This is a genomic window from Bdellovibrionota bacterium (assembly GCA_040386775.1).
Classification (GTDB): domain Bacteria; phylum Bdellovibrionota; class Bdellovibrionia; order Bdellovibrionales; family JAEYZS01; genus JAEYZS01.
Genome location: JAZKEU010000009.1, coordinates 153574 through 172211 on the forward strand (window position 1 = coordinate 153574; position 18638 = coordinate 172211).

Sequence of the window (18638 nt, forward strand, 5' to 3'; positions counted from 1 at the left end):
TTTTGTGAAAATCGCAATAAAGTTATGCATTATTTGCAATTTACTCATAATGCGCATTCAAATAACAATGGTTTAAGTCGGTGAGTGATCATCGACTATAACAATAAGGGGGATATATGAAGAAAAGCCAAACGATTTTGAATGTGGGGGTCACTATGCTAACAACATTAGGTGCCGCTTCGGTGTTTGCCGAGAATTTGCCGGTACCGCGAGCTCACGACATTCAGCCAATGGCTGGTAACTGTGCCATTGGGCCATTTCCGCAGACGGATAAAGCAGGACCATACAACGCACATTGTGCTGTACTTACGGACGGCGAGAAATGTTTAGCTGTAATTAAGCAATACATGAGCAGTGAAGGAGTTTTGAAAAAAGTCAGTTTAGGTGAAGAAGAAAAAGTCGCTTATTGTTTAGAACATTTCAAAAATGAGATCTTAGGAGAAGAATAAAAAATGGTTATCCAAGAATCGGAAGATTTTGATTTGTCAGAGTCCGCTTATCAAAGGGTGATTTCTAAGCTTGAAAGAAAGCCTGAGATCTTCACTTTTGAGTCAGATCCGCTCTTGGCTTCTTTAATAGCCTGTCTTGGAATACAATTTGATCTTGGTAAAAAAGATTGGGACCGGTTGAGCGCTCCCCTCAATGTAAAAATTGGGGGAGCTTCTAATTTATGGAAATCCAAACTAATTAGTTTTAAAGATGAGATTGGTCTTTGTTTATGGTCTTCTGAGATTGATGAATTTAAACCTGACCATATTGATCTTAAATATATTCTTCATCCTCTCTCACTTGACGAAAATCACAAACTCAGTCGTTTAATTATTTTTCCAAATCTTATTGCTCAACATTATAGAAAACTTGGCATCAATTTGGTTATCGTCAAAAAATGGGCCTTAAGTTCTTTTCTTGCAGAAGCAAAAAATACAACCAACTATCTACTGACTAATGAACTTGAGATGACCAATGGTACGCCTTTAATTCAGGCTCAACTCATGGCCACCAATCAGCTGGCCTTCCAAGGTACACATGATTTAGCGGATCATCTCTTGGGGGCAAATCGATTTGGGTTAGAGCGCAACCAAAGCTTTTACGCCCTCATTCATGACAAAATGGAAAAAGCTCTTTTACAGGAGCACTCTAGACCAAACATCATGCGGGTTTTGGCTTACCTCATGGGCGTGATACTTGACGATATGGCTCAACCCATTTGGTATAATTCAGAAAAACATTATCAAACTCTGAAAAAAGCATTAAATAATTTTGAAAACTTAGAAAAATTTTCTTCAGACAAAGCAGACCTTTCTCTTCCGCCATCATTTCACGCCCTCGTTTCAGTCCTAAGGGATAATAAATTTAATGCTGAGCCTGGCGAGGCATACGATAATTTTATTAAGAGCCTTTGTTATCTATGTCTATAGTTGTTTTATATAAATAAACGACATTTTGATTTTGTAAAAATAGCTCTTATGGGGCAATTTTTGTCCCAATATGTTTCATGAAAATTTGGAAAAAACTAAATACTAGTTTATGTTCGCTCAAGTTTAATAGGATTCTTGGGAGCTGTAATCACCAAGTATCTAGTTTTTTAACAAAGATTACTTTTTATAAGGAGACTAATGTGAAAACTTTAATCTTATCCTCTCTCTTTTCTTTATTATTACCTTTGTCTGCAATGGCGAATAACCTGGCTCTTCCCGAAAGCACAAGCGCTTTGACTTTAAAACTCGAAGCTCTAGCCACATGCAATTTTACTGGGATGAATGGGGAAATTACAGAGACTGCAGACGAAATTCAGGTATATATCGAAGTAACAGAGTTTACGAAAAAAGGATGCTTTGACAAGAGACAAGTGTCTGATTCAGTAAAAATAAAGTTATCGTCTAAGCAAGCGAATTCCGGAAAAAATATAGTGATCAAGTCAGATGATCAGTCTGTAAATTTGGTTGGAGTTGATTTTAATAACTAAGAATTTTTTATGGATCTAGGATAAAATTATGAAGAAGACATTATTTTTTCCTAAGCATAGCAACACCTTCGTGGTGTTGCTATGCTTCCTCTATAATTCGGAATTTAGAAATCATTTTTATTTTCACAAAGAGTTTGTTGGATTGCTTATTTTCGGATTTTGATTCGTTATTCGGACACAGTTCATTCTCATAAACAATCCATTGATTTATACCTAGGCTCTTAAAATGCAAGAAGGAAACCTGCTTAGCAAGTTCCCTCCTTGGATGAACCTCATTTGTTCCACAAACAAAGGAGGTCCGGATGAATAAACGACAAAAACAACTGTTGGTTATTCTTCGGCATATTTTAGGGATTATTAAATCTGTCCTTTGGATAGTTTTTATAATATTATTACTTTAAATAAATAAAACTATAATTACGACAAGAGGCCTTCTGTCTTCTAAACGAAGAATACTCTTCGTTTGTCATTGTATCGATATTCGAAAAATAAAGTTCTTGAATTTGAATTGGCAGTTCAAGCATCTGCGCATGAACAATTTTTTTTAAATTGAAAAAATATTTATGAGTATCTTCATCGTGAATGTATTGGCCATGATCGATCTCGGTGCATTTTATTAACTTCATCGCGACATCTTCATCAACTTCAAAGCTTTTATATTGAATATGTGGCCCAACATAAACTGAAATTAAAGGTGAACGAGACTCTTTGGTAAATTGCTCAAGGCCGATCTTTGTAATTTTATTCTCAACCCCTCGCCATCCGGCATGAAGTCCCATAATCCATTTATTGTGCTGGTCATAGGCTAAGATAGGTAAGCAGTCTGCGGTTTGGATCACCAAGCCCAAGTTCTTTGTAGCAGTATAGTGACCGTCGGCTTGGTGCAGTTCATCGGTATACCTATCAAAATGAACAACTTTATTTCCATGGACTTGCTTTAAGAATTGGAATTGAATGCTTGGGAAAAAAGAAAAGTGTTCCTTTTCGAAATGTTTATTTCCAAAGAATAAGAAAACTTGATCATTTTCGTAGTATTGTCCGTAAACCTTACCATTCTTATCAAATGTCTTAAGACTTATGAGCATTGATTCCTGCCTCTTCGTAGAGCGGCACTAAGTCGCTCGGAACAGGTGAAGTGAAATACATTTTTTCTTGGGTAGTGGGATGTACGAATCCCAATTCTTTTGCGTGGAGAGCAATCCTGGTCATGCTATCGATAAAACTCTTCACGGCATGAGATTTTACATTTCTTTGTCTGTTCTTTGAGCCATAAGAAATATCGCCAACGATCGGATGTTGTTTCTCTGAAATGTGAACACGGATTTGATGAGTTCTTCCGGTTTCTAACTTTACTTCTAGCAAAGTGAAGCCACGAGGAGAGTATTCAATTTTTTTAAAGTTAGTGATGGCAATTTTTCCTAGAGAGTTATCTGGATTTTGGTGTTTCACAGAAGCGTATCTTTTTCTGTCATTAGGATGTCTCGCAAGGTAAGTCGTGATTTTCCCTTCTTTGTCTTTTACTTCGCCAAATACTAAAGCCCAATAGATTCTGTGAATGCTTCTGTCTTTGAATTGTTTTGCTAAGGCTTCATGAGTTTGATTGTTTTTTGCGACGACGAGTAATCCACTCGTTTCTTTATCTAGCCTATGTACAATGCCGGGCCTGTTCTCGCCAAAGCCCATAGATAAATCTTTTGTATGGTGGATGAGCGCGTTCACCAGTGTGTCTTGCGCATGTCCGTGAGCTGGATGAACAACAAGATTTGCAGGTTTATTCAGAACCAACAAATCTTTATCTTCAAAAAGAATTTCCAGATTTAATTCAAAAGGAATTAAGCCTGTCTCAACTCGTTCTTGCGGAAGAGAGATTAAAAATTTATCTCCGCTTTGAGTTTGGTATGAGGATTTAACATTTTTTTCTCTGCCTGCAGAATCAATCAATTTCACTTTATCTTTATCGATAAGTTGTGCAGCCTTGGATCTTGAGCCAATGAGTGGGTGAGAAGATAAAACCTTATCTATTCTTTGATTGATTTTATCTTCACCAATGATGATTTCGAACGAATTAGAATTCTCCACGGGATTCAGTATATAGCTTCATATATGATTCACACACTTCTTTTGTGTTTAATTCTAAGATTTGTGCAATTTGCTTCACATAGCTACGTACGAATACAGCCGCAGGGAGTGCGTCAAAGTCATTGGCCTCAATCGCGATCAAATGATGAACCCCAATGCAGGTTTTGTTGGCGATGTAGTTTAAGGAAACATTTTTCTTAAGCCTGATTTTCTTGATCAATAAGCCATCAAAGAAGTTAGTGTTGAGAAGTTCGTTCTCAAGTTCTGCTCCGATATCAAAACTATCATCTGTTTCAAACTGAAATTTTTCTTTAGGAGCATCAGTTTTCAGTGAATGGATAAATTGAGTTTGGCTTTTCATTTTTTTAACCAGAATGTTGTAAGCCTCTTCGACCCATCCTCTTAATTCTACGGCTTCTTCGGATCCGAATGAATTTGCGAACTCCGGATTTTCAGGTGAATAGATCTGACAAGCCTTCTTGTAGGCTTGTTCAATTTCTTCAAGCGATGCCGACGGAGTAACACCTAAAATTTCATAATATTGTAAATCGAGTCTTTGATTCATAGCTACTTCCCCACTATTCCATGTTTATCTGAATCTTTTTTGCCTGCTATACATGACCTATAGCCCCTAATCCTTGGGCTTGATATATTCTAACACTATAAAAACGAATGAAAACAACTACTTTACTCTTTGAACCAAAGTCCAGCCAAGACCATAGTCTAGTCCAGAACCAAAAGCGACTAAGCGCCTTTTGGTTTTAGTTTTTCTTCTGGGGAAGAAAGTCGTACGTAAAGAGGCTCTAGGGCTTCCCAGCTGATCGGTTTTTTGGAATCTTTGCTGAGTAGAGCAAGCTGATTGAGGTGAACGGCAGAGGGAATATCGTTAAAAGTCTTAGGTCTTTTGATTTCTAGAGAGGAATCAATTTTATCTTTGTAATATTCAAAGGCATCACCCACAAATAGAGTGTTCGGTTGTTTTAATAGGTCATTGAGCTTGAGAGCAGAAGCCACTTCGATTTCACCCGCCGGCATCCAGTTATTCCCAGCACTCACAAACTTACCCACATAACAAAGCTCACTGTGTGCATTGATTGCGACAAGAAGCTTTTGATCATCGAGGGAGGCGCCCTGAGCAATGGTTTCTAAAGAATTAAAAGTGTAGATCGGTTTATGAGTAAAAAACCCTAGGGTCTTTATCGTATTGATAGAGATTCGAATTCCCGTAAAGCTGCCAGGCCCAACATTCACCGCGTAGGCATCGATATCTGATTGCTTGAGATTATGATTTTTTAGAGCTTTGACTAGAAATCCTGCGAGAAGTTCTGCGTGGGACTTTTCTTGCTTCCAACTGAAAGTTTCGAGAATTTGAGAATCTCTCTGCAACGAGAGAGATCCTTCGGAGTGGCTGGATTCAAGACCGAGAAGTAGCATTACTGCAAAAGACGAGTGACGTCATTTACAAAAGCAAACACCATCAACGCTAACAATAGAACCAATCCAACTTGTTGCGCGATTTCCATTTTTCTCATGGAAAGTGGCGCACCCTTGATAGCTTCAATGGTGTAGAACACCAAGTGTCCACCATCAAGAATCGGAATCGGAAGTAGATTCAATACAAACAAATTAATCGAAATGATCGCCATGATTTTCATGAAAGGGCTAATGCCTATTTCAAAAGTCTTTGAAGCCAGCTGTCCAATCATGATGGGTCCACCGATAGACTTTGCAGAAACTTTGTTCTGAATGAGTCTTACGAAAGACATAATTGTTGCCTTTGTCCAATACACAGATTTTACAAATCCATTTTTGATTGCTTTCACCGGGTTTGAAGTTCTCTCCACAAATGTGAATGGAGGAGCAATAGCCATCGCTGTGATCACGCCAAGAGCATAAACTTTTTTCTCTTTACCTGTCGGCGTTGTCTGATCGATCAATTCCGGAGTTACCACAAGAGATTCATTCTTTCCACCTCTTGTCACTACGATTGCTAAGGGTTTATCTTCAGGCTTGTAAGATTGAATGTTATTTACAATCTCTTGCCACGAAGAAACAGTGTTGCCATTCACAGAAACAATGCGGTCGCCTTCTTTCATTCCTGCTTTGGCAGCTGCGCTATCTTCCATTACTTTTGAAACATATAAGTCTGAACTCTCAATACCAAACGACTTTAAAAGCTCCAGAGGGCTCGAGCCAGTCTTGCTGATTTCGATTGAGTAAGGCTCCTTCTTTTCTTCAACTGGTTGAATTTTTAAAGAAATATTTGTATTTGTAGAAGCTTGAATTGCAGAAACCAATTCCTTAAATCTTAAAACTTCTTTTCCATCTACATGAGTAATTTGATCACCAAGTCTCAAGCCAGCTTTGTAAGCAGCACTATCTTCGCTGATAATACCTATAGTGGTTGCAGATGAAGCAAAGCCAAGTCCCTCAATCTCACCAACAAAATCTTCGCTAGAAAGAATATTTTTATTTGGAGCCAGTTTTGCGCGCGAAGAAAATTTGGAAATTTCTTCCGAATTAAACCTTTGAACTTCAAAATTTAAATTTTTATCTGCGTTGTCTTCCACTGTTGTTTGGACTTGCTCCCAGGTTGCAACAGGAGCGTCGTTCACCTTTAAAACCTTATCGCCAGATCTAAAACCATCAGTATAAGCCTGAGAGTTCGTTGGAACATCACCAAGAGTTGGTTGAATAGTTTCTTCGCCGACAAGAGAGATCAGCGTGAAAAGAACGATGGCAAAGAAGAAGTTCATCAATGGACCAGCAAGGACCACTGCGATTCTTTGACCAACGGGCTTATGATTGAATGCAAATTGCTTTTCACTTTCTGGAACCTCGGCCGTTGGATCATCTCCAAACATCTTTACGTATCCACCCAGTGGGAAAAGAGAAATGCAATATTCCGTATCACCCTTTTTGTATTTGAATAATTTTTTACCAAAACCAAGGCTGAATGTCTCTACGCGAACACCATAATATTTTGCCACTAGGAAATGTCCTAGTTCGTGAACAAAAATCAAAAGACCTAAAAGGATGATCAAGGGAACGATGAAAGAAAATCCTTGCTGTACATAACCGATGAGAACTTCCATGAAATACCTTCTTCAAGATTTGAATTAATAATCTAAAGTAAACTAGAATTTAATTTTATAATTTTGAGAGCTAAATCGCAATATAATAAAACACAGGAAGGGCAAACAAGATGCCATCAAAACGATCTAAAAATCCGCCATGGCCAGGGAGTAGAGAGCCAGAGTCTTTTGCTCCGGCTACGCGTTTAATAAGCGATTCAAAGAAGTCGCCGGACTGGGCTAAAATGCCTGCAACGGCGCAACTCACACCTAATGTAGCTAGATTCGCTTCTGGGAAGAAATATGAACCAAGTCCTGCGCCTAAAATAATTGATGCCGCAAGACCCCCAAGAGCGCCTTCGAGAGTTTTATTAGGAGAAATTGCAGGTATTAATTTATTTTTTCCGAATTTCCTACCAACAAAATACGCTGCGACATCGCCTGCAAATACGACACCCAAACAAACGATAAACCAATAAGCACCATTATAAAGCATCAATAATTTGGTGGTTAGTGCAGGCAAAAGTCCGACATAAGCAAAGCCCAGAGAATATAAAGAAATAATTTTTAGATGTTCTGCGTTTTCCTTATCAGAATAAAGAACCAAGATAAGAGCCATTGAAAGAGCCGTGATCAAAAACAAAAAGGGTAAGAAGTGTGCGGGCAGATAGTTGAACACTAATGTAGAAACAAATGTTTGAACAATAAAAGGATAAACTAGCTTTGGAGCCAGAGTTTTAAAAAGCAGCTTCGCGGTCTCATATTGCATAAAGAGAACAAGTGCATGAACCAGATAAATAAAATACTGAGCACCTAAAAAAGCGCAGCCCATAGCAATGGCCAATAGTATAATAGCAGTGATTGTTCTTTTTAAAGTCTGACCCATTAACCACTCTCTAAAGGTTCAAATAAAACGTTCAAATATTATTGGAAGTCATTTGTTCTGAGGTTCTTCCAAATCTTCTTTCACGTTTATTGTAATCTTCAATGGCACGAAGTAAATCGTTTTTTGTAAAATCCGGCCATAGAGAATCCGTAAACATCAATTCCGTGTAGGCAGATTGCCACAAAAGGAAGTTTGAAAGTCTTTGTTCGCCACTTGTACGAATGAGAAGATCAGGATCTGGAAGCTCTGCGGTTTCTAGCAAGCCAGAAATAGTTTCTTCCGTCACATTATTGGGTTGTAGTTTTCCTAAAAGAATAAGTTCATGAGCTTTTTTGAAAGCTTGAACAATATCTTCTCGTCCACCATAACTGATCGCCATATTGAGAGTCATTCCCGTGCAGCCGGCTGTCGCATCCACAGTTTTAATGATTTCTTTTACGATTTCTTGTGGAAGGCGTTCAATTTGTCCAAGCACTCTAAATCTAATATTTTGTTTTACAAGGAGTGCTCTTTCGCGCACGAGATATTTAAAAAGAAGTTTCATGAGAAGTTCAACTTCTTGTCTCGGTCTATTCCAATTTTCAGTGCTGAATGCATAAAGAGTCAAATGAGGAACGCCGACTTCTCTCACAGCAGTGATGATCTTCTTCGCGACTCTTACGCCTTGAATATGACCAAAAGCACGATGGCGCCCTTTGTTCTGCGCCCATCTGCCATTGCCGTCCATAATGATGGCTATATGGTTGAGAGTTTTCAAACTTCGAGCTCCTATACGGTCATCAATTCTTTTTCTTTGTCGCCAGCAGTTTGATCCACTTTTGCAATATAATCATCTGTCAATTTTTGAATTTCTTCTTGGGATTTTTTGCTTTCGTCTTCGCTGATTGCTTTGTCTTTAAGAGCAGCTTTTACCTCTTCGTTAGCATCACGGCGCGCGTGTCTTACCGCAACTCTTGCGTCTTCAACAACTTTACCGATTTGCTTAACTAGTTCTTTACGTCTTTGTTCTGTAATTTCTGGAAGCTTTAATAGAATTTTTTTGCCATCGTTTATTGGAGTCATGCCCAAATCACTTTTTACGATAGCGGCTTCGATTTCTTTTAATGTGCTCACTTCCCAAGGTGCAATCATAAATGTTTTTGCATCTGGGCAGCTCAAAGCTGAAACTTGCGAGAGTGGAGTTACAGTTCCGTAGTAGACTACTTTAATAGAATCGAGCATTGATGTGTGTGCTTTACCAGTACGAACTTTCCCTAATTCTCTTTTTAGAGAATCAAGACCCAACTTCATTTTTTCTTCAGCTTTTGATTTGATTTCTTTTACCATATTAAATTCCTCGAAATATTTATATTTAAGTTTTTATAAGAGTTCCGATCTTATCACCTTTCGCAGCTCTCAAAATATTTCCTCTAGTTTTGAGATTGAAAGTTAAGATTGGAAGTTTGTTGTCCATACAAAGACTGATCGCCGTAGAATCCATAACTTCTAAACGTTTGTTCAAAACGTCGATGTACGTCAACTCATCCCACATCACAGCGTCGGAATGTTTTTTTGGATCTTTGTCATAGATGCCGTCAACTTTTGTAGCTTTAAAGATAACGTCTGCTCCGATTTCCATAGCTCGGAGTGAGGCAGCCGTATCTGTGGTAAAGAAGGGATTTCCCGTTCCGCCAGCAAAGATAACGATTCGGCCTTTCTCAAGATGTCGGATTGCTCTTCGACGAATGTAAGATTCTGCAATCTCCGCCATTTCAATGGCTGATTGCACTCTTGTGTCCACTTCGATTTTTTCTAAGGCATCCTGTAAGGCGAGAGCATTGATACATGTGGCAAGCATGCCCATATAATCAGAACTAGCTCTATCCATACCATGCGCAGAAGCGGCAATTCCTCTAAAGATATTGCCGCCACCAATAACGATTCCGATTTCATATCCAGCTTTAAAGACCTCTCCCACATCAAGGGCGATTTGCTGAATCGTCTCTGGATCAATTCCATAACCCTGAGGACCGGCAAGAGCTTCACCACTCAATTTGAGTAATATTCTTTTATAAACTGGACGTGACAAGATGTTATCCTTTGTTCAATTGTTCCGCTACTTCAGCAGCAAAATCTTTTGATTCCTTAGCGATACCTTCACCAAGTTCAAAACGTGTGAATCTTCTAACAACAATATTTTCACCGATTGTAGCAATTAGCTCAGTCAATAATTGTTGGATAGAAAGATCTGGGTTCTTTACGAATTTTTGATCCAATAAACAAACCTCAGACATCCACTTGTTGATTTGACCGTCTACGATCTTGTCAACGAAGTCTGCTTTTTTGCCTTCTTCGATCGCCTTAGCGCGAAGAACTGATCTTTCGCGATCGATATCTTCTTTTGGAATTTCAGTTGAACTAACATATTGTGGATTCATAGCTGCGATGTGCATAGCTACGTCTCTAGCAAATTGTTGGAATTTTTCGTTCTTTGCGGCGAAGTCAGTTTCTGAATTCACTTCAAGAAGAACGCCGATTCTTCCCTCACCATGGATATAAGAATAAACAAGACCTTCTGAGGCCACACGACCAGATTTTTTTGCAGCTTTAGAAAGACCTTTTTGTCTTAACCAATCAACAGACTTATCAAAATCTCCAGAGTTTTCTTCTAGAGCTTTTTTACAGTCCATCATACCAGCGCCTGTGCGCTCTCTTAAATTTTTAACATCAGCAGCAGTGATACTCATTTGAATGCTCCTCCGGTTTCAGCGCTTGCTTGGGCAAGCACTATCCTTCTTTCTTAGTTAGTTTCTTCGTCAGTTGTTGTTTCAGTCTCAGCTTGTTCAAGTTCAGCTGCGATTTCAACATCGTCCGCTGTTCCTACAGCAACTAGCTTACGAGCAGCAGCGGCTTTTGCAGCAGCTTCAGCTTTAGAATCTTTTTTAGTTGCAGTTCCTTGAGCTTCGTCACCTTTATCCGTACTAGATCTGATTTTATCTTGATAAAGCTTAGCACCTTCTAAGTAGCTATCAGCGATAAGGTTAGCGAAAAGTTGAATTGATCTGATTGCATCGTCGTTTCCAGGAATTGGATATTGAATCACATCTGGATCCGCGTTGGTGTCAGAGATGCCTACAACAGGAATTCCAAGAACTTTTGCTTCATGAACAGCAATGTGTTCTTTCTTTAAATCCACGATGAAGATCGCCTTTGGAAGATCTTTCATATCTTTGATACCTTCAAGATACTCAGTCAATTTTTCTTGTTCTTTGTCCATTCTAGACTGTTCTTTTTTGCTAAAGTATTGGAACTCGCCTTTTTCTTTCATTAATTCTAATTTTTTCAAACGATCGATTGAAGCTTTGATAGTTACAAAGTTAGTAAGTGTTCCACCCAACCATCTTTTTGTAATGTAGTACTGACCACATTTTTCCGCCGCTTCTTTTACAACTGTTGAAGCTTGTTTCTTTGTACCAACAAAAACCATTTTTCCGCCTTGAGCAGAAACTGTTTTTACGAAATCAGCCGCTTTTTGTGCCATCAAAACTGATTTTTGTAGATCGATAATATGAATCCCAGAACGTGTACCGAACACGTAATTTTTCATTTTTGGATTCCATCTGTGTGTTTGATGTCCGAAATGAACACCGCACGAAAGCATTTCTTTGATAGTAACTTGAGCCATTATAGCCTCCCTGGTTAATCTTCCTTCTCAACTGGATTACTTTATCGCTATCAACGATCAGCACCAGGTGTGTTGAGAAGTGTTTATTTTCTTGGAGTAACTCCAAAAATTGTCCTTATTAATTTTTAAGGTCCAAAAGATGTAGCATGGGAGGGCGCACCGGTGCAAATTCATTGACGAAAATACATGCATTGGAGATCTAATAGTGCTACGCGTTAACAAGATCGATTGCCGGTAGATCTTCCGTATGAACCTTCGATTGATTAGATATGAGGTTATTGATGATTTCAGTCGTGTATTGGGCAGCTGTTAGGGCGCCAATGAATGGGTTGGTATGTTCCACCAGGTGATTCGAACAAAGTCCAATATTTTCAATACCCTCAAGTTGGCCAAAGCGTTTTGATTTAAGATCGATATAGCCATGAGTTTTCGGCCATAGAGCGATTTTATCAAATTCATGATCATTTAAGGCTTCAGGATAAGCTCTTTTAAGCTGCCTTTTTAATTCTTTTAGGATGTGGACGCCTTCTTCATTGATGTCTGGAACATCGGAATTGATAAAGCTTATCCATTGAGAAGTTGATCCTTGGAATTTACCAACACTTACAACGGGATTTTTTTGAGTTCCGTAAAGCACATGAATTTCTTCTTTGTCTGTGATCGGAGTTTTATGAGCGATACTCAGTTGCAGCGTTGACCAGAAATTCCCTTTTGATAATCTAGCAAGAGCTTTTGCCGAAACCGCCTTGCCGGCTGTTGTTTCTAAATCCAAAAATTCGATTAAGTCGGATGGATTTTCTGCAAAGATAAAGTTTCTAGGTATCAAAGTGTCTTTGTCGTTGATTGTGATGTCGGTGATTTTTCCTTCAGCAACATTGATTGCTGTCAGAGTAGAGTTGTAGCGAATTTCTAATCCAGAAGTCAAAATGGTTTTGATCCACTCACTGACGCTGGGAGTGAATTCCATTCTGTCTGCGAAGAGGAAATCCTGTAAAAATTCGGATTCTTTTGGAGCGTGTTCTCCAAATCCTACGAAAGGTTCAAAGTGTCCTTTTTCAAAAGTAGTGGGTGGCAAAGATTTTTTAACGGCCTCGATATTGAAGAAATTTTTTTTGATCCATTCTGCAACTCTCAAAGAATTGTCATCGTAAGATGGAGTGGTGAACAAGCTGTGGATCGAAGCTTGGGCATGATCAATGGAGGCAAAATATTTGCCAGCTTTGTCTGTACTTTCAAGAATAAGGGTTTTGAAACCTTTTTGATGTAAGTAGTAACCTGTAAGTAAACCTTCTAAAGTTGCACCGTAAATGATGAATTCGAATTGTTTCATAAAGTCAGTATTGCAGAGAGATTATAAGAGTTTCAACCACGCATTAAGACGCGTTGCAATTATTGATAAGACAAATCTCACAGGTTTTTTAGCTGTGGGTGAGCGATCTAGGGCACGAGCGATGGGAGGCGAAATTTTGTAGTAAGTTTCAATAAATAGGTTGCCTAAGAAATAACGTCTCAAGAAATTATCTCGGAATGCGCAAAGAATTTGCACTTCTGGCGCGAGGTTTGTGTTAAAGGCCGCCGTCGCAATAAAACATCTTACTAAGTTTTTATCCACGCTTTTCAGCACTTCGTTTGTAAGTGCTCTGTTTTTCGTATACTTGGTGTAGTTTACAAGTTTTCTAGCTAGGTCGGATTGGATGTTAGAATTTGATCTCGCAAAGGCAATGAGTTTTTGGGCGATCATTTTTTGGCGATCGGCGTATTTTGTATTCGTGTCATAAATTTTATATAAATCCCACATTACATAAGACATCACGGTGAGTTCTTTTTTATGACGAGGATCTTTGAAGGTTTCAGGAGTAATTTCTGTTGGTTTTATTTCAAATCCTATAGCCACGCTTTTCATGTATTTTTCATACATAATAGCAGACTCAGGATACGCTCTGATAGACATTAAATTTCTAGCTTGTTTTAAAAAGTCGACGCGATTTTTCCAGAGAACTTTTTTATTGTGCTCAACTGTATTTTTTTGAGCGCGAAGCTTTGCGCCTTGTGAAACAAGCGACGACATCTCGGTGTAACACTTCGGGCACACTTGAGCGAGCGCGGCTTCGGGTCTTCCGTTGGACTCCAACGAAACCTTCATGCCGGCATCAATTCTTAAAAGATCTTCAACCTCGTTTTTGCACTTTGGACAAGGTAAAAGTTTTCTTGCTGCATCTGCCATTTTTTAAAAAATCCTCTCCTTTAAGAATCGGATTTCATTGGAGATTTCTTTACCGGCGAGGAGAGAAGCTAGACTAGAAGGTGTTCATTGGATCAATGTCGATATGGACCTGAACTCCGGAGGGAAGGTCTGTATTTTTGAAAAGATATTTGCAAAAATCTCGAATGGATTTTGAGGTCTTTGATTTGATCAGCATTTGGTAGCGATATTTGTTTTTTAGTTTAAAAATAGGTGATGTAACAGGCCCAAGGACCATAAGATTAGGGAATTTTTTTTGCAAGATCATAGAATTTTTTTCCAATAAAGAAGCGGCTTGTTTTACTTTTTTCGCATCCAGTCCTTGGATTCTCACACTCGCCAAACGTCCATAGGGTGGATAGTTGAGCTCTTCTCGGTTTTTCAATTCTTGATCTGCAAACCCTGCGAAATCATTTTTTTGTGCATAAACGAGACTGGTGTATTCTGGATTGTAGGTCTGAATGATCACTTCACCGTTCATGGTGTGTCTTCCAGGTCTTCCGCTCACTTGAGAGAGAAGTTGAAAGTTTTTTTCCGGAGTTCTAAAATCTGGAAAATTAAATCCAATATCGGCCAGTAAAATTCCCACAAGAGTGAGTTTTGGAAAATCCAAACCTTTTGCAATCATTTGTGTACCAATCAGAATATCCGCTTCACCAGATTCAACAGCCTCGATGGCTTGCTCTAAAGTTTCTCGATTGTAAATTTCATCTCGATCAAGACGAATAGTTCTAGCTCGCGGAAATAAATTTTTTATTTCTTCCTCGATTTTTTCTGTGCCGATACCAATTGCTTTGGGCTCACCTTGCTTGCAAGTACTGCAAACTGGTTTTAAATCCTCATCATATCCACAGTAGTGGCAGACCAAATGAATCTTAGCATGAAGACTCAAAGATACATCACAGTTTGGGCAGCCGCGCGTATCCCCGCATTCTCTACACATTACAATTTGAGAAAGGCCTCGGCGATTTAAAAAAAGCGCTACTTGTTCTTTGTCAGAAAGTCTTTCTTGGATTTTATCATAAAGATCTTGAGTCATCCATTGAGGAAGATTTGGATGTTTTTCCTTATCTTTTTCTCTCATGTCTAAAATTTTAATGTCAGGAAGCTGAGCCTTAGAGATTCTATTTTTCAAATGATGAAGATGATATTTTCCATCTTTTACGTTCTTCCAGCTTTCAAGTGCGGGAGTGGCCGAGCCCAGAATAATTGGAATACCCAGATTTTTTGCAAGCATAATTGCACAGTCTCTTGCGTGATACTTTAATTTTTCATCTTGTTTAAAACTGGATTCATGCTCTTCATCGACGATGATGATTCCTAAGTTAGGAAATGGACAAAAGAGAGCAGATCTTGCACCAATCAGAATTTTCTTTTTTCCATCAACGACAGACCACCATTGATTTGTTTTCTCTCTCTCGGTCAAATGAGAATGAATAACAGCAACCTCATCCCCAAAGCGTTCAACGAATCTTCTTAAGAGCTGGGGAGTTAAAGAAATTTCTGGGACAAGCACCAAGGCTTGCTTTCCATCGGCAATAATTTTTTTTAAGAGCTCCAAATAAACTTCAGTTTTGCCGGAACCTGTAATTCCCCAAAGCAAATGAGTTTGAAAGCCATCGAGTGCTGAGATCTTTTCGAAGGCTTCATTTTGCTCATCAGATAATTTTACGAAGTCTTTTCTTTGTACATCGGGAAGGGGTGAAGATTTTCTGGTTTTTCCGCCTTCTTTTTTGAGAGGAGGAAACATCAACGGTAAAGTTTGTCCGAGTGGATACATATAGTATTCAGAAATCCATATGAGCCAATCCAAATATTTTTTGGAAATAGGCTGAGCATCCGTGGAGAGCTCATGAATTTCTTTAATTTCGTATTTTACATCAGGCTTTTGAACTTCTTTTAAGATTACGCCCTCTGCGACTTGACGCCTTAAGGGTACTTTAACAAAGTGGCCGGCATAATCTTTTGCTTCATTTTGTGAAGTGAGAAGTTTGTAAGTGTAAGTTTGGTCGAGAGGTGAATTGACGGCAACTTCGAAAAATTTTTCGGTCAGCTTTTCCGTCATCTAAACCTCTTGTAAAAATCTCCCACCACGCTTTGAGCCCACTCTGGTGGAAGCGCTTTATTTTGATTTTCTAACTTTGCAAACTGATTTTCATCAAAAAACTCAACGCCTTTATTTAAAGCATCGGCGCGAGACAGTTCGATCTGAACATACTGAGTATCCCAGGAAATCTTTTGTGACTTTGGATATATTAAACTTCTGGAGAGCTCGGCAAAAGTATCGGCGGTCATTTCTGATTTTGAAGCGAACTTGATTTTTTTAATTGTAAAGTGATCTTGTTCCACCCAGATTCCAGGAGCCCCTTCTTCTTGAGCGGCGTAACCAAGAACGTAGTTTACGGTTCCGCCCAGTCTTGCGAGTTTTAAGTAAGGTTCGTTAATGAGCGTAACATCTTTAATTTCCTTAGCTGATTTAATCAGGGGACGTTTTTTTAGAGTTTGTGCTGGCATAATTTTTCTTTGAATTAAAGAATCTTTTAAATCTTGAGAAGATCTTTTGAAGAAGAGTCCCTCATGAAAGTCCGCAGGGATAGAGGAGGCTTGAAGGCCGCCATTTGCACCAAAAGAATATTTTTTACCTTTTTTATATAGGAAATACTGAGTGAAGAGTGGACCTTCTGCTTTTAAAAACATAAGGTCATCGTTTTGAATCCACCAAGTTTCTGTCACGGTGATGTTCCTGGTAGCCGTCGGGAAGTTCACTTCTTGCTTTACTTGATAAACGCCAGAGCCTGCGTTCTTAACTACTTTTGTAAAAATAAAATCTGCCGAAGGAATGTAAGCAGATGTGGAAACACTTAAAATAATTAATGTTATAAATAAAAATAGAGCTTTCATGTGTGTCCTCTTTTGATGTCTAAAGTCTTTGAGCTAGGGTTTTAATGTACTGCCTTAAACCTTCACCTGTTTCAGGGTGAATAAGTCCAAGCTCGATATTCGCTGTTAAAAATCCAAGCTTATCTCCCGCATCGTATCTTTTTGCGGAGAAAGTCATTCCGTGCATGCGACCTTTGATTGCAAGTTTTGTCATCGCATCGGTCAGTTGTATTTCGCCATTCTTACCGGGCTTTAAATTTCTAAGTTCATTGAACAAAGCATTTTCAAAAACATATCTTCCGGGTATTGCCAAAGTACTCGGAGTATCTTTCTCCGAAGGCTTTTCCACCACGTCTGAAATATCAAAAAGCTTTCCGTTCGGCTTGTTATGTTGCAGGTTATTTTCCAGTGGCTTGGCCTTCACCATTCCGTATTTTACAACTTCTTTTCTTTGAACTTCCATTAAACCAATTGTAGAAATACCTGTGATGTTAAATTGGTTCGCAAGTTCCTCAGTGACCGTCGGTGTTCCGATCATGATTTCATCAGCGAGTAAAACCGCGAAAGGCTCATCCCCAATAATAGGTTGCCCACAAAGTACGGCGTGACCTAGGCCCAAAGCTTCTTTTTGTCGGATAGAAATAATATTGGCTAGGCCTTTTGCTTTTTCGAGTCTTTCCAACAAATCGGTCTTTCCAGCTTTCGTTAATATGTCTTCTACCTCATATGAGTTATCAAAAAAATCTTCGATAGCAGATTTGCCTCTTCCAGAAATCAGAATAATATCCTCGATACCTGCGCGAACAGCTTCTTCCACAACGTAAAGTATTGTTGGTTTGTCCACGATGGGGAGCATCTCTTTTGGAATTGTTTTTGTAGCGGGCAGAAATCTTGTTCCTAATCCTGCCGCTGGAATAATTGCCTTTGTGACCTTTTTCATCCAACTAGAATTATGCACTCATACAATAAATGCAATTGATTGGGTTAAGCAGCAAAAGGTGAGCCGCACCTTTTTCACAGGTCGGCGTCATATAACGCAAATCTTCAGAAAAGGTGCGGCTCACCTTTTGCCTCCGGATGGACCTAAAGGGGCAGGGATATTTTCTTTTTTATAAGGTAGGCATTTTGAAATCGAATTAAACGAGGGTAGGGCCTGGCACCTAGATTGTAGTGTATGAAGTGCAGGAAGGTTTTGTTTATGAAGAAAATACTACTCGTAATATTAGGAATTTCTTGGATGTTAGCGCAGACGGCTCTAGCTCAGGAAGTTGTATCTTTTAAAGAGTGGAAAAAAGCAAAAACCCTTGAGTCTCAGACGGTGATTGCACAACTAGAAACTCTGGAGAAGGGTTCCCCAGCACAGTTTGGGCCAGAGGCACAATCAAAGCTTAAGCAGGCGAGAACCAACCTTGAAATCACCAAAGATCTAAATGCTCAGGATTACTTCGTTTTATACTTATCTCCAAGGTTTCAAAATGATCAACAAGCGTACACCAAAGCCGTACAAATGATGTCAGCAGATGAAATTGCCCAAATCCTTATGGGCTATGACCGCGTGATAGAAGAGCGTAGAAAGAAGAACCTTTTGCCCCTCGATAGTGCAAAATTTGGTTTCAATACTCCTAAAAAAATGGAACCCTCACAAGTTCTGTCTTTAATAGACAAATAATCGAAAAATACATCACTTATTAAATTTCAATAAAATTAAATACTTACATATGTAGGGCATTATCGACTGCTTATTTTTTTCGCCGGTATGCTCTTGACTTATATGCCCTCCGAATCAATATTGTGCGCACATCAATGGTTAGCTATTTTGCTGACCCAATTAACTATTTCGGAGGATA

General features: G+C 38.9%; 20 protein-coding genes. 4 read left to right on the top strand and 16 right to left on the bottom strand.

All coding sequences use genetic code 11. The annotated features are described in order from the left end of the window. Positions 1–116 precede the first annotated feature (116 nt). From V4596_05110 to V4596_05120, 3 genes are all read left to right on the top strand, one after another. Positions 117–449, top strand: a complete 333-nt coding sequence (locus V4596_05110; GenBank protein ID MES2768507.1) for a hypothetical protein — start codon at positions 117–119, stop codon at positions 447–449. A gap of 114 nt (positions 450–563) precedes the next feature. Further along, positions 564–1418 carry a hypothetical protein gene (locus V4596_05115; protein ID MES2768508.1) on the top strand — a complete coding sequence of 285 codons (855 nt, stop codon included), beginning with the start codon at positions 564–566 and terminating at the stop codon, positions 1416–1418. A gap of 200 nt (positions 1419–1618) precedes the next feature. Beyond that, entirely contained in the window at positions 1619–1966 is a 348-nt protein-coding gene (locus tag V4596_05120; protein ID MES2768509.1) for a hypothetical protein, read from the top strand. Positions 1967–2358: 392 nt separating this feature from the next. Here V4596_05120 and V4596_05125 read toward each other — a convergent pair whose 3' ends face one another. From V4596_05125 to galU, 16 genes are all read right to left on the bottom strand, one after another. Further along, a complete protein-coding gene (locus tag V4596_05125; GenBank protein ID MES2768510.1) occupies positions 2359–3051 on the bottom strand; it encodes a polyphenol oxidase family protein in 693 nt (230 codons plus the stop codon). Beyond that, positions 3035–4045, bottom strand: a complete 1011-nt coding sequence (locus V4596_05130; protein MES2768511.1) for an RluA family pseudouridine synthase — start codon at positions 4043–4045, stop codon at positions 3035–3037. The genes V4596_05125 and V4596_05130 overlap by 17 nt, the downstream gene beginning before the upstream one ends. Next, positions 4032–4610, bottom strand: coding sequence for a helix-turn-helix domain-containing protein (locus V4596_05135; protein ID MES2768512.1), 579 nt, complete (start codon positions 4608–4610; stop codon positions 4032–4034). Before V4596_05135 ends, V4596_05130 begins: the two co-directional genes overlap by 14 nt. 179 nt (positions 4611–4789) lie before the next feature. Next, complete coding sequence (gene tsaB, locus V4596_05140) at positions 4790–5479, bottom strand: tRNA (adenosine(37)-N6)-threonylcarbamoyltransferase complex dimerization subunit type 1 TsaB (protein MES2768513.1); 690 nt, start codon at positions 5477–5479, stop codon at positions 4790–4792. Next, complete coding sequence (gene rseP, locus V4596_05145) at positions 5479–7140, bottom strand: RIP metalloprotease RseP (protein MES2768514.1); 1662 nt, start codon at positions 7138–7140, stop codon at positions 5479–5481. The genes tsaB and rseP overlap by 1 nt, the downstream gene beginning before the upstream one ends. A 70-nt stretch (positions 7141–7210) precedes the next feature. Next, on the bottom strand, positions 7211–8005 hold the full coding sequence (locus tag V4596_05150; GenBank protein MES2768515.1) for a phosphatidate cytidylyltransferase: 795 nt from the start codon (positions 8003–8005) through the stop codon (positions 7211–7213). 31 nt (positions 8006–8036) lie between these two features. Further along, entirely contained in the window at positions 8037–8762 is a 726-nt protein-coding gene (locus V4596_05155) for an isoprenyl transferase (GenBank protein MES2768516.1), read from the bottom strand. Positions 8763–8773: 11 nt separating this feature from the next. Beyond that, entirely contained in the window at positions 8774–9331 is a 558-nt protein-coding gene (frr, locus tag V4596_05160) for a ribosome recycling factor (protein MES2768517.1), read from the bottom strand. A gap of 25 nt (positions 9332–9356) precedes the next feature. After that, a complete protein-coding gene (gene pyrH, locus V4596_05165; GenBank protein MES2768518.1) occupies positions 9357–10073 on the bottom strand; it encodes a UMP kinase in 717 nt (238 codons plus the stop codon). A 4-nt stretch (positions 10074–10077) separates the two neighbouring features. Next, the gene (gene tsf / locus V4596_05170) at positions 10078–10731 is read right to left on the bottom strand and encodes a translation elongation factor Ts (GenBank protein ID MES2768519.1); all 654 of its coding nucleotides are present in this window, start codon (positions 10729–10731) and stop codon (positions 10078–10080) included. Positions 10732–10784: 53 nt separating this feature from the next. After that, positions 10785–11669 (bottom strand): 30S ribosomal protein S2, encoded by an 885-nt coding sequence (rpsB, locus tag V4596_05175; protein ID MES2768520.1) that lies wholly within the window; start codon positions 11667–11669, stop codon positions 10785–10787. Positions 11670–11877: 208 nt separating this feature from the next. Continuing rightward, on the bottom strand, positions 11878–12999 hold the full coding sequence (locus V4596_05180; protein MES2768521.1) for a hypothetical protein: 1122 nt from the start codon (positions 12997–12999) through the stop codon (positions 11878–11880). Between the two features lie 21 nt (positions 13000–13020). After that, positions 13021–13893 carry a CFI-box-CTERM domain-containing protein gene (locus V4596_05185; GenBank protein ID MES2768522.1) on the bottom strand — a complete coding sequence of 291 codons (873 nt, stop codon included), beginning with the start codon at positions 13891–13893 and terminating at the stop codon, positions 13021–13023. A gap of 73 nt (positions 13894–13966) precedes the next feature. Then, entirely contained in the window at positions 13967–15976 is a 2010-nt protein-coding gene (gene priA / locus V4596_05190; GenBank protein MES2768523.1) for a primosomal protein N', read from the bottom strand. Next, positions 15973–16812: a hypothetical protein gene (locus V4596_05195; GenBank protein MES2768524.1), complete on the bottom strand. Its 840-nt coding sequence runs from the start codon at positions 16810–16812 to the stop codon at positions 15973–15975. Before V4596_05195 ends, priA begins: the two co-directional genes overlap by 4 nt. A 19-nt stretch (positions 16813–16831) precedes the next feature. Next, entirely contained in the window at positions 16832–17731 is a 900-nt protein-coding gene (gene galU, locus V4596_05200; GenBank protein MES2768525.1) for a UTP--glucose-1-phosphate uridylyltransferase GalU, read from the bottom strand. A gap of 258 nt (positions 17732–17989) precedes the next feature. On the opposite strand from galU, the gene V4596_05205 reads away from it, so the two are divergent. Further along, the gene (locus V4596_05205; protein ID MES2768526.1) at positions 17990–18460 is read left to right on the top strand and encodes a hypothetical protein; all 471 of its coding nucleotides are present in this window, start codon (positions 17990–17992) and stop codon (positions 18458–18460) included. Positions 18461–18638: the final 178 nt, after the last annotated feature.

What these genes read in the sequence shown, in the direction of transcription:
- V4596_05110 (MES2768507.1), top strand. Translation starts at nt 117, where the DNA reads ATGAAGAAAAGCCAAACGATTTTGAATGTGGGGGTCACTATGCTAACA.
- V4596_05125 (MES2768510.1), bottom strand. Translation starts at nt 3,051, where the DNA reads ATGCTCATAAGTCTTAAGACATTTGATAAGAATGGTAAGGTTTACGGA.
- V4596_05135 (MES2768512.1), bottom strand. Translation starts at nt 4,610, where the DNA reads ATGAATCAAAGACTCGATTTACAATATTATGAAATTTTAGGTGTTACT.
- tsaB (MES2768513.1), bottom strand. Translation starts at nt 5,479, where the DNA reads ATGCTACTTCTCGGTCTTGAATCCAGCCACTCCGAAGGATCTCTCTCG.
- rseP (MES2768514.1), bottom strand. Translation starts at nt 7,140, where the DNA reads ATGGAAGTTCTCATCGGTTATGTACAGCAAGGATTTTCTTTCATCGTT.
- V4596_05150 (MES2768515.1), bottom strand. Translation starts at nt 8,005, where the DNA reads ATGGGTCAGACTTTAAAAAGAACAATCACTGCTATTATACTATTGGCC.
- frr (MES2768517.1), bottom strand. Translation starts at nt 9,331, where the DNA reads ATGGTAAAAGAAATCAAATCAAAAGCTGAAGAAAAAATGAAGTTGGGT.
- tsf (MES2768519.1), bottom strand. Translation starts at nt 10,731, where the DNA reads ATGAGTATCACTGCTGCTGATGTTAAAAATTTAAGAGAGCGCACAGGC.
- rpsB (MES2768520.1), bottom strand. Translation starts at nt 11,669, where the DNA reads ATGGCTCAAGTTACTATCAAAGAAATGCTTTCGTGCGGTGTTCATTTC.
- V4596_05180 (MES2768521.1), bottom strand. Translation starts at nt 12,999, where the DNA reads ATGAAACAATTCGAATTCATCATTTACGGTGCAACTTTAGAAGGTTTA.
- V4596_05185 (MES2768522.1), bottom strand. Translation starts at nt 13,893, where the DNA reads ATGGCAGATGCAGCAAGAAAACTTTTACCTTGTCCAAAGTGCAAAAAC.
- priA (MES2768523.1), bottom strand. Translation starts at nt 15,976, where the DNA reads ATGACGGAAAAGCTGACCGAAAAATTTTTCGAAGTTGCCGTCAATTCA.
- V4596_05195 (MES2768524.1), bottom strand. Translation starts at nt 16,812, where the DNA reads ATGAAAGCTCTATTTTTATTTATAACATTAATTATTTTAAGTGTTTCC.
- galU (MES2768525.1), bottom strand. Translation starts at nt 17,731, where the DNA reads ATGAAAAAGGTCACAAAGGCAATTATTCCAGCGGCAGGATTAGGAACA.
- V4596_05205 (MES2768526.1), top strand. Translation starts at nt 17,990, where the DNA reads ATGAAGAAAATACTACTCGTAATATTAGGAATTTCTTGGATGTTAGCG.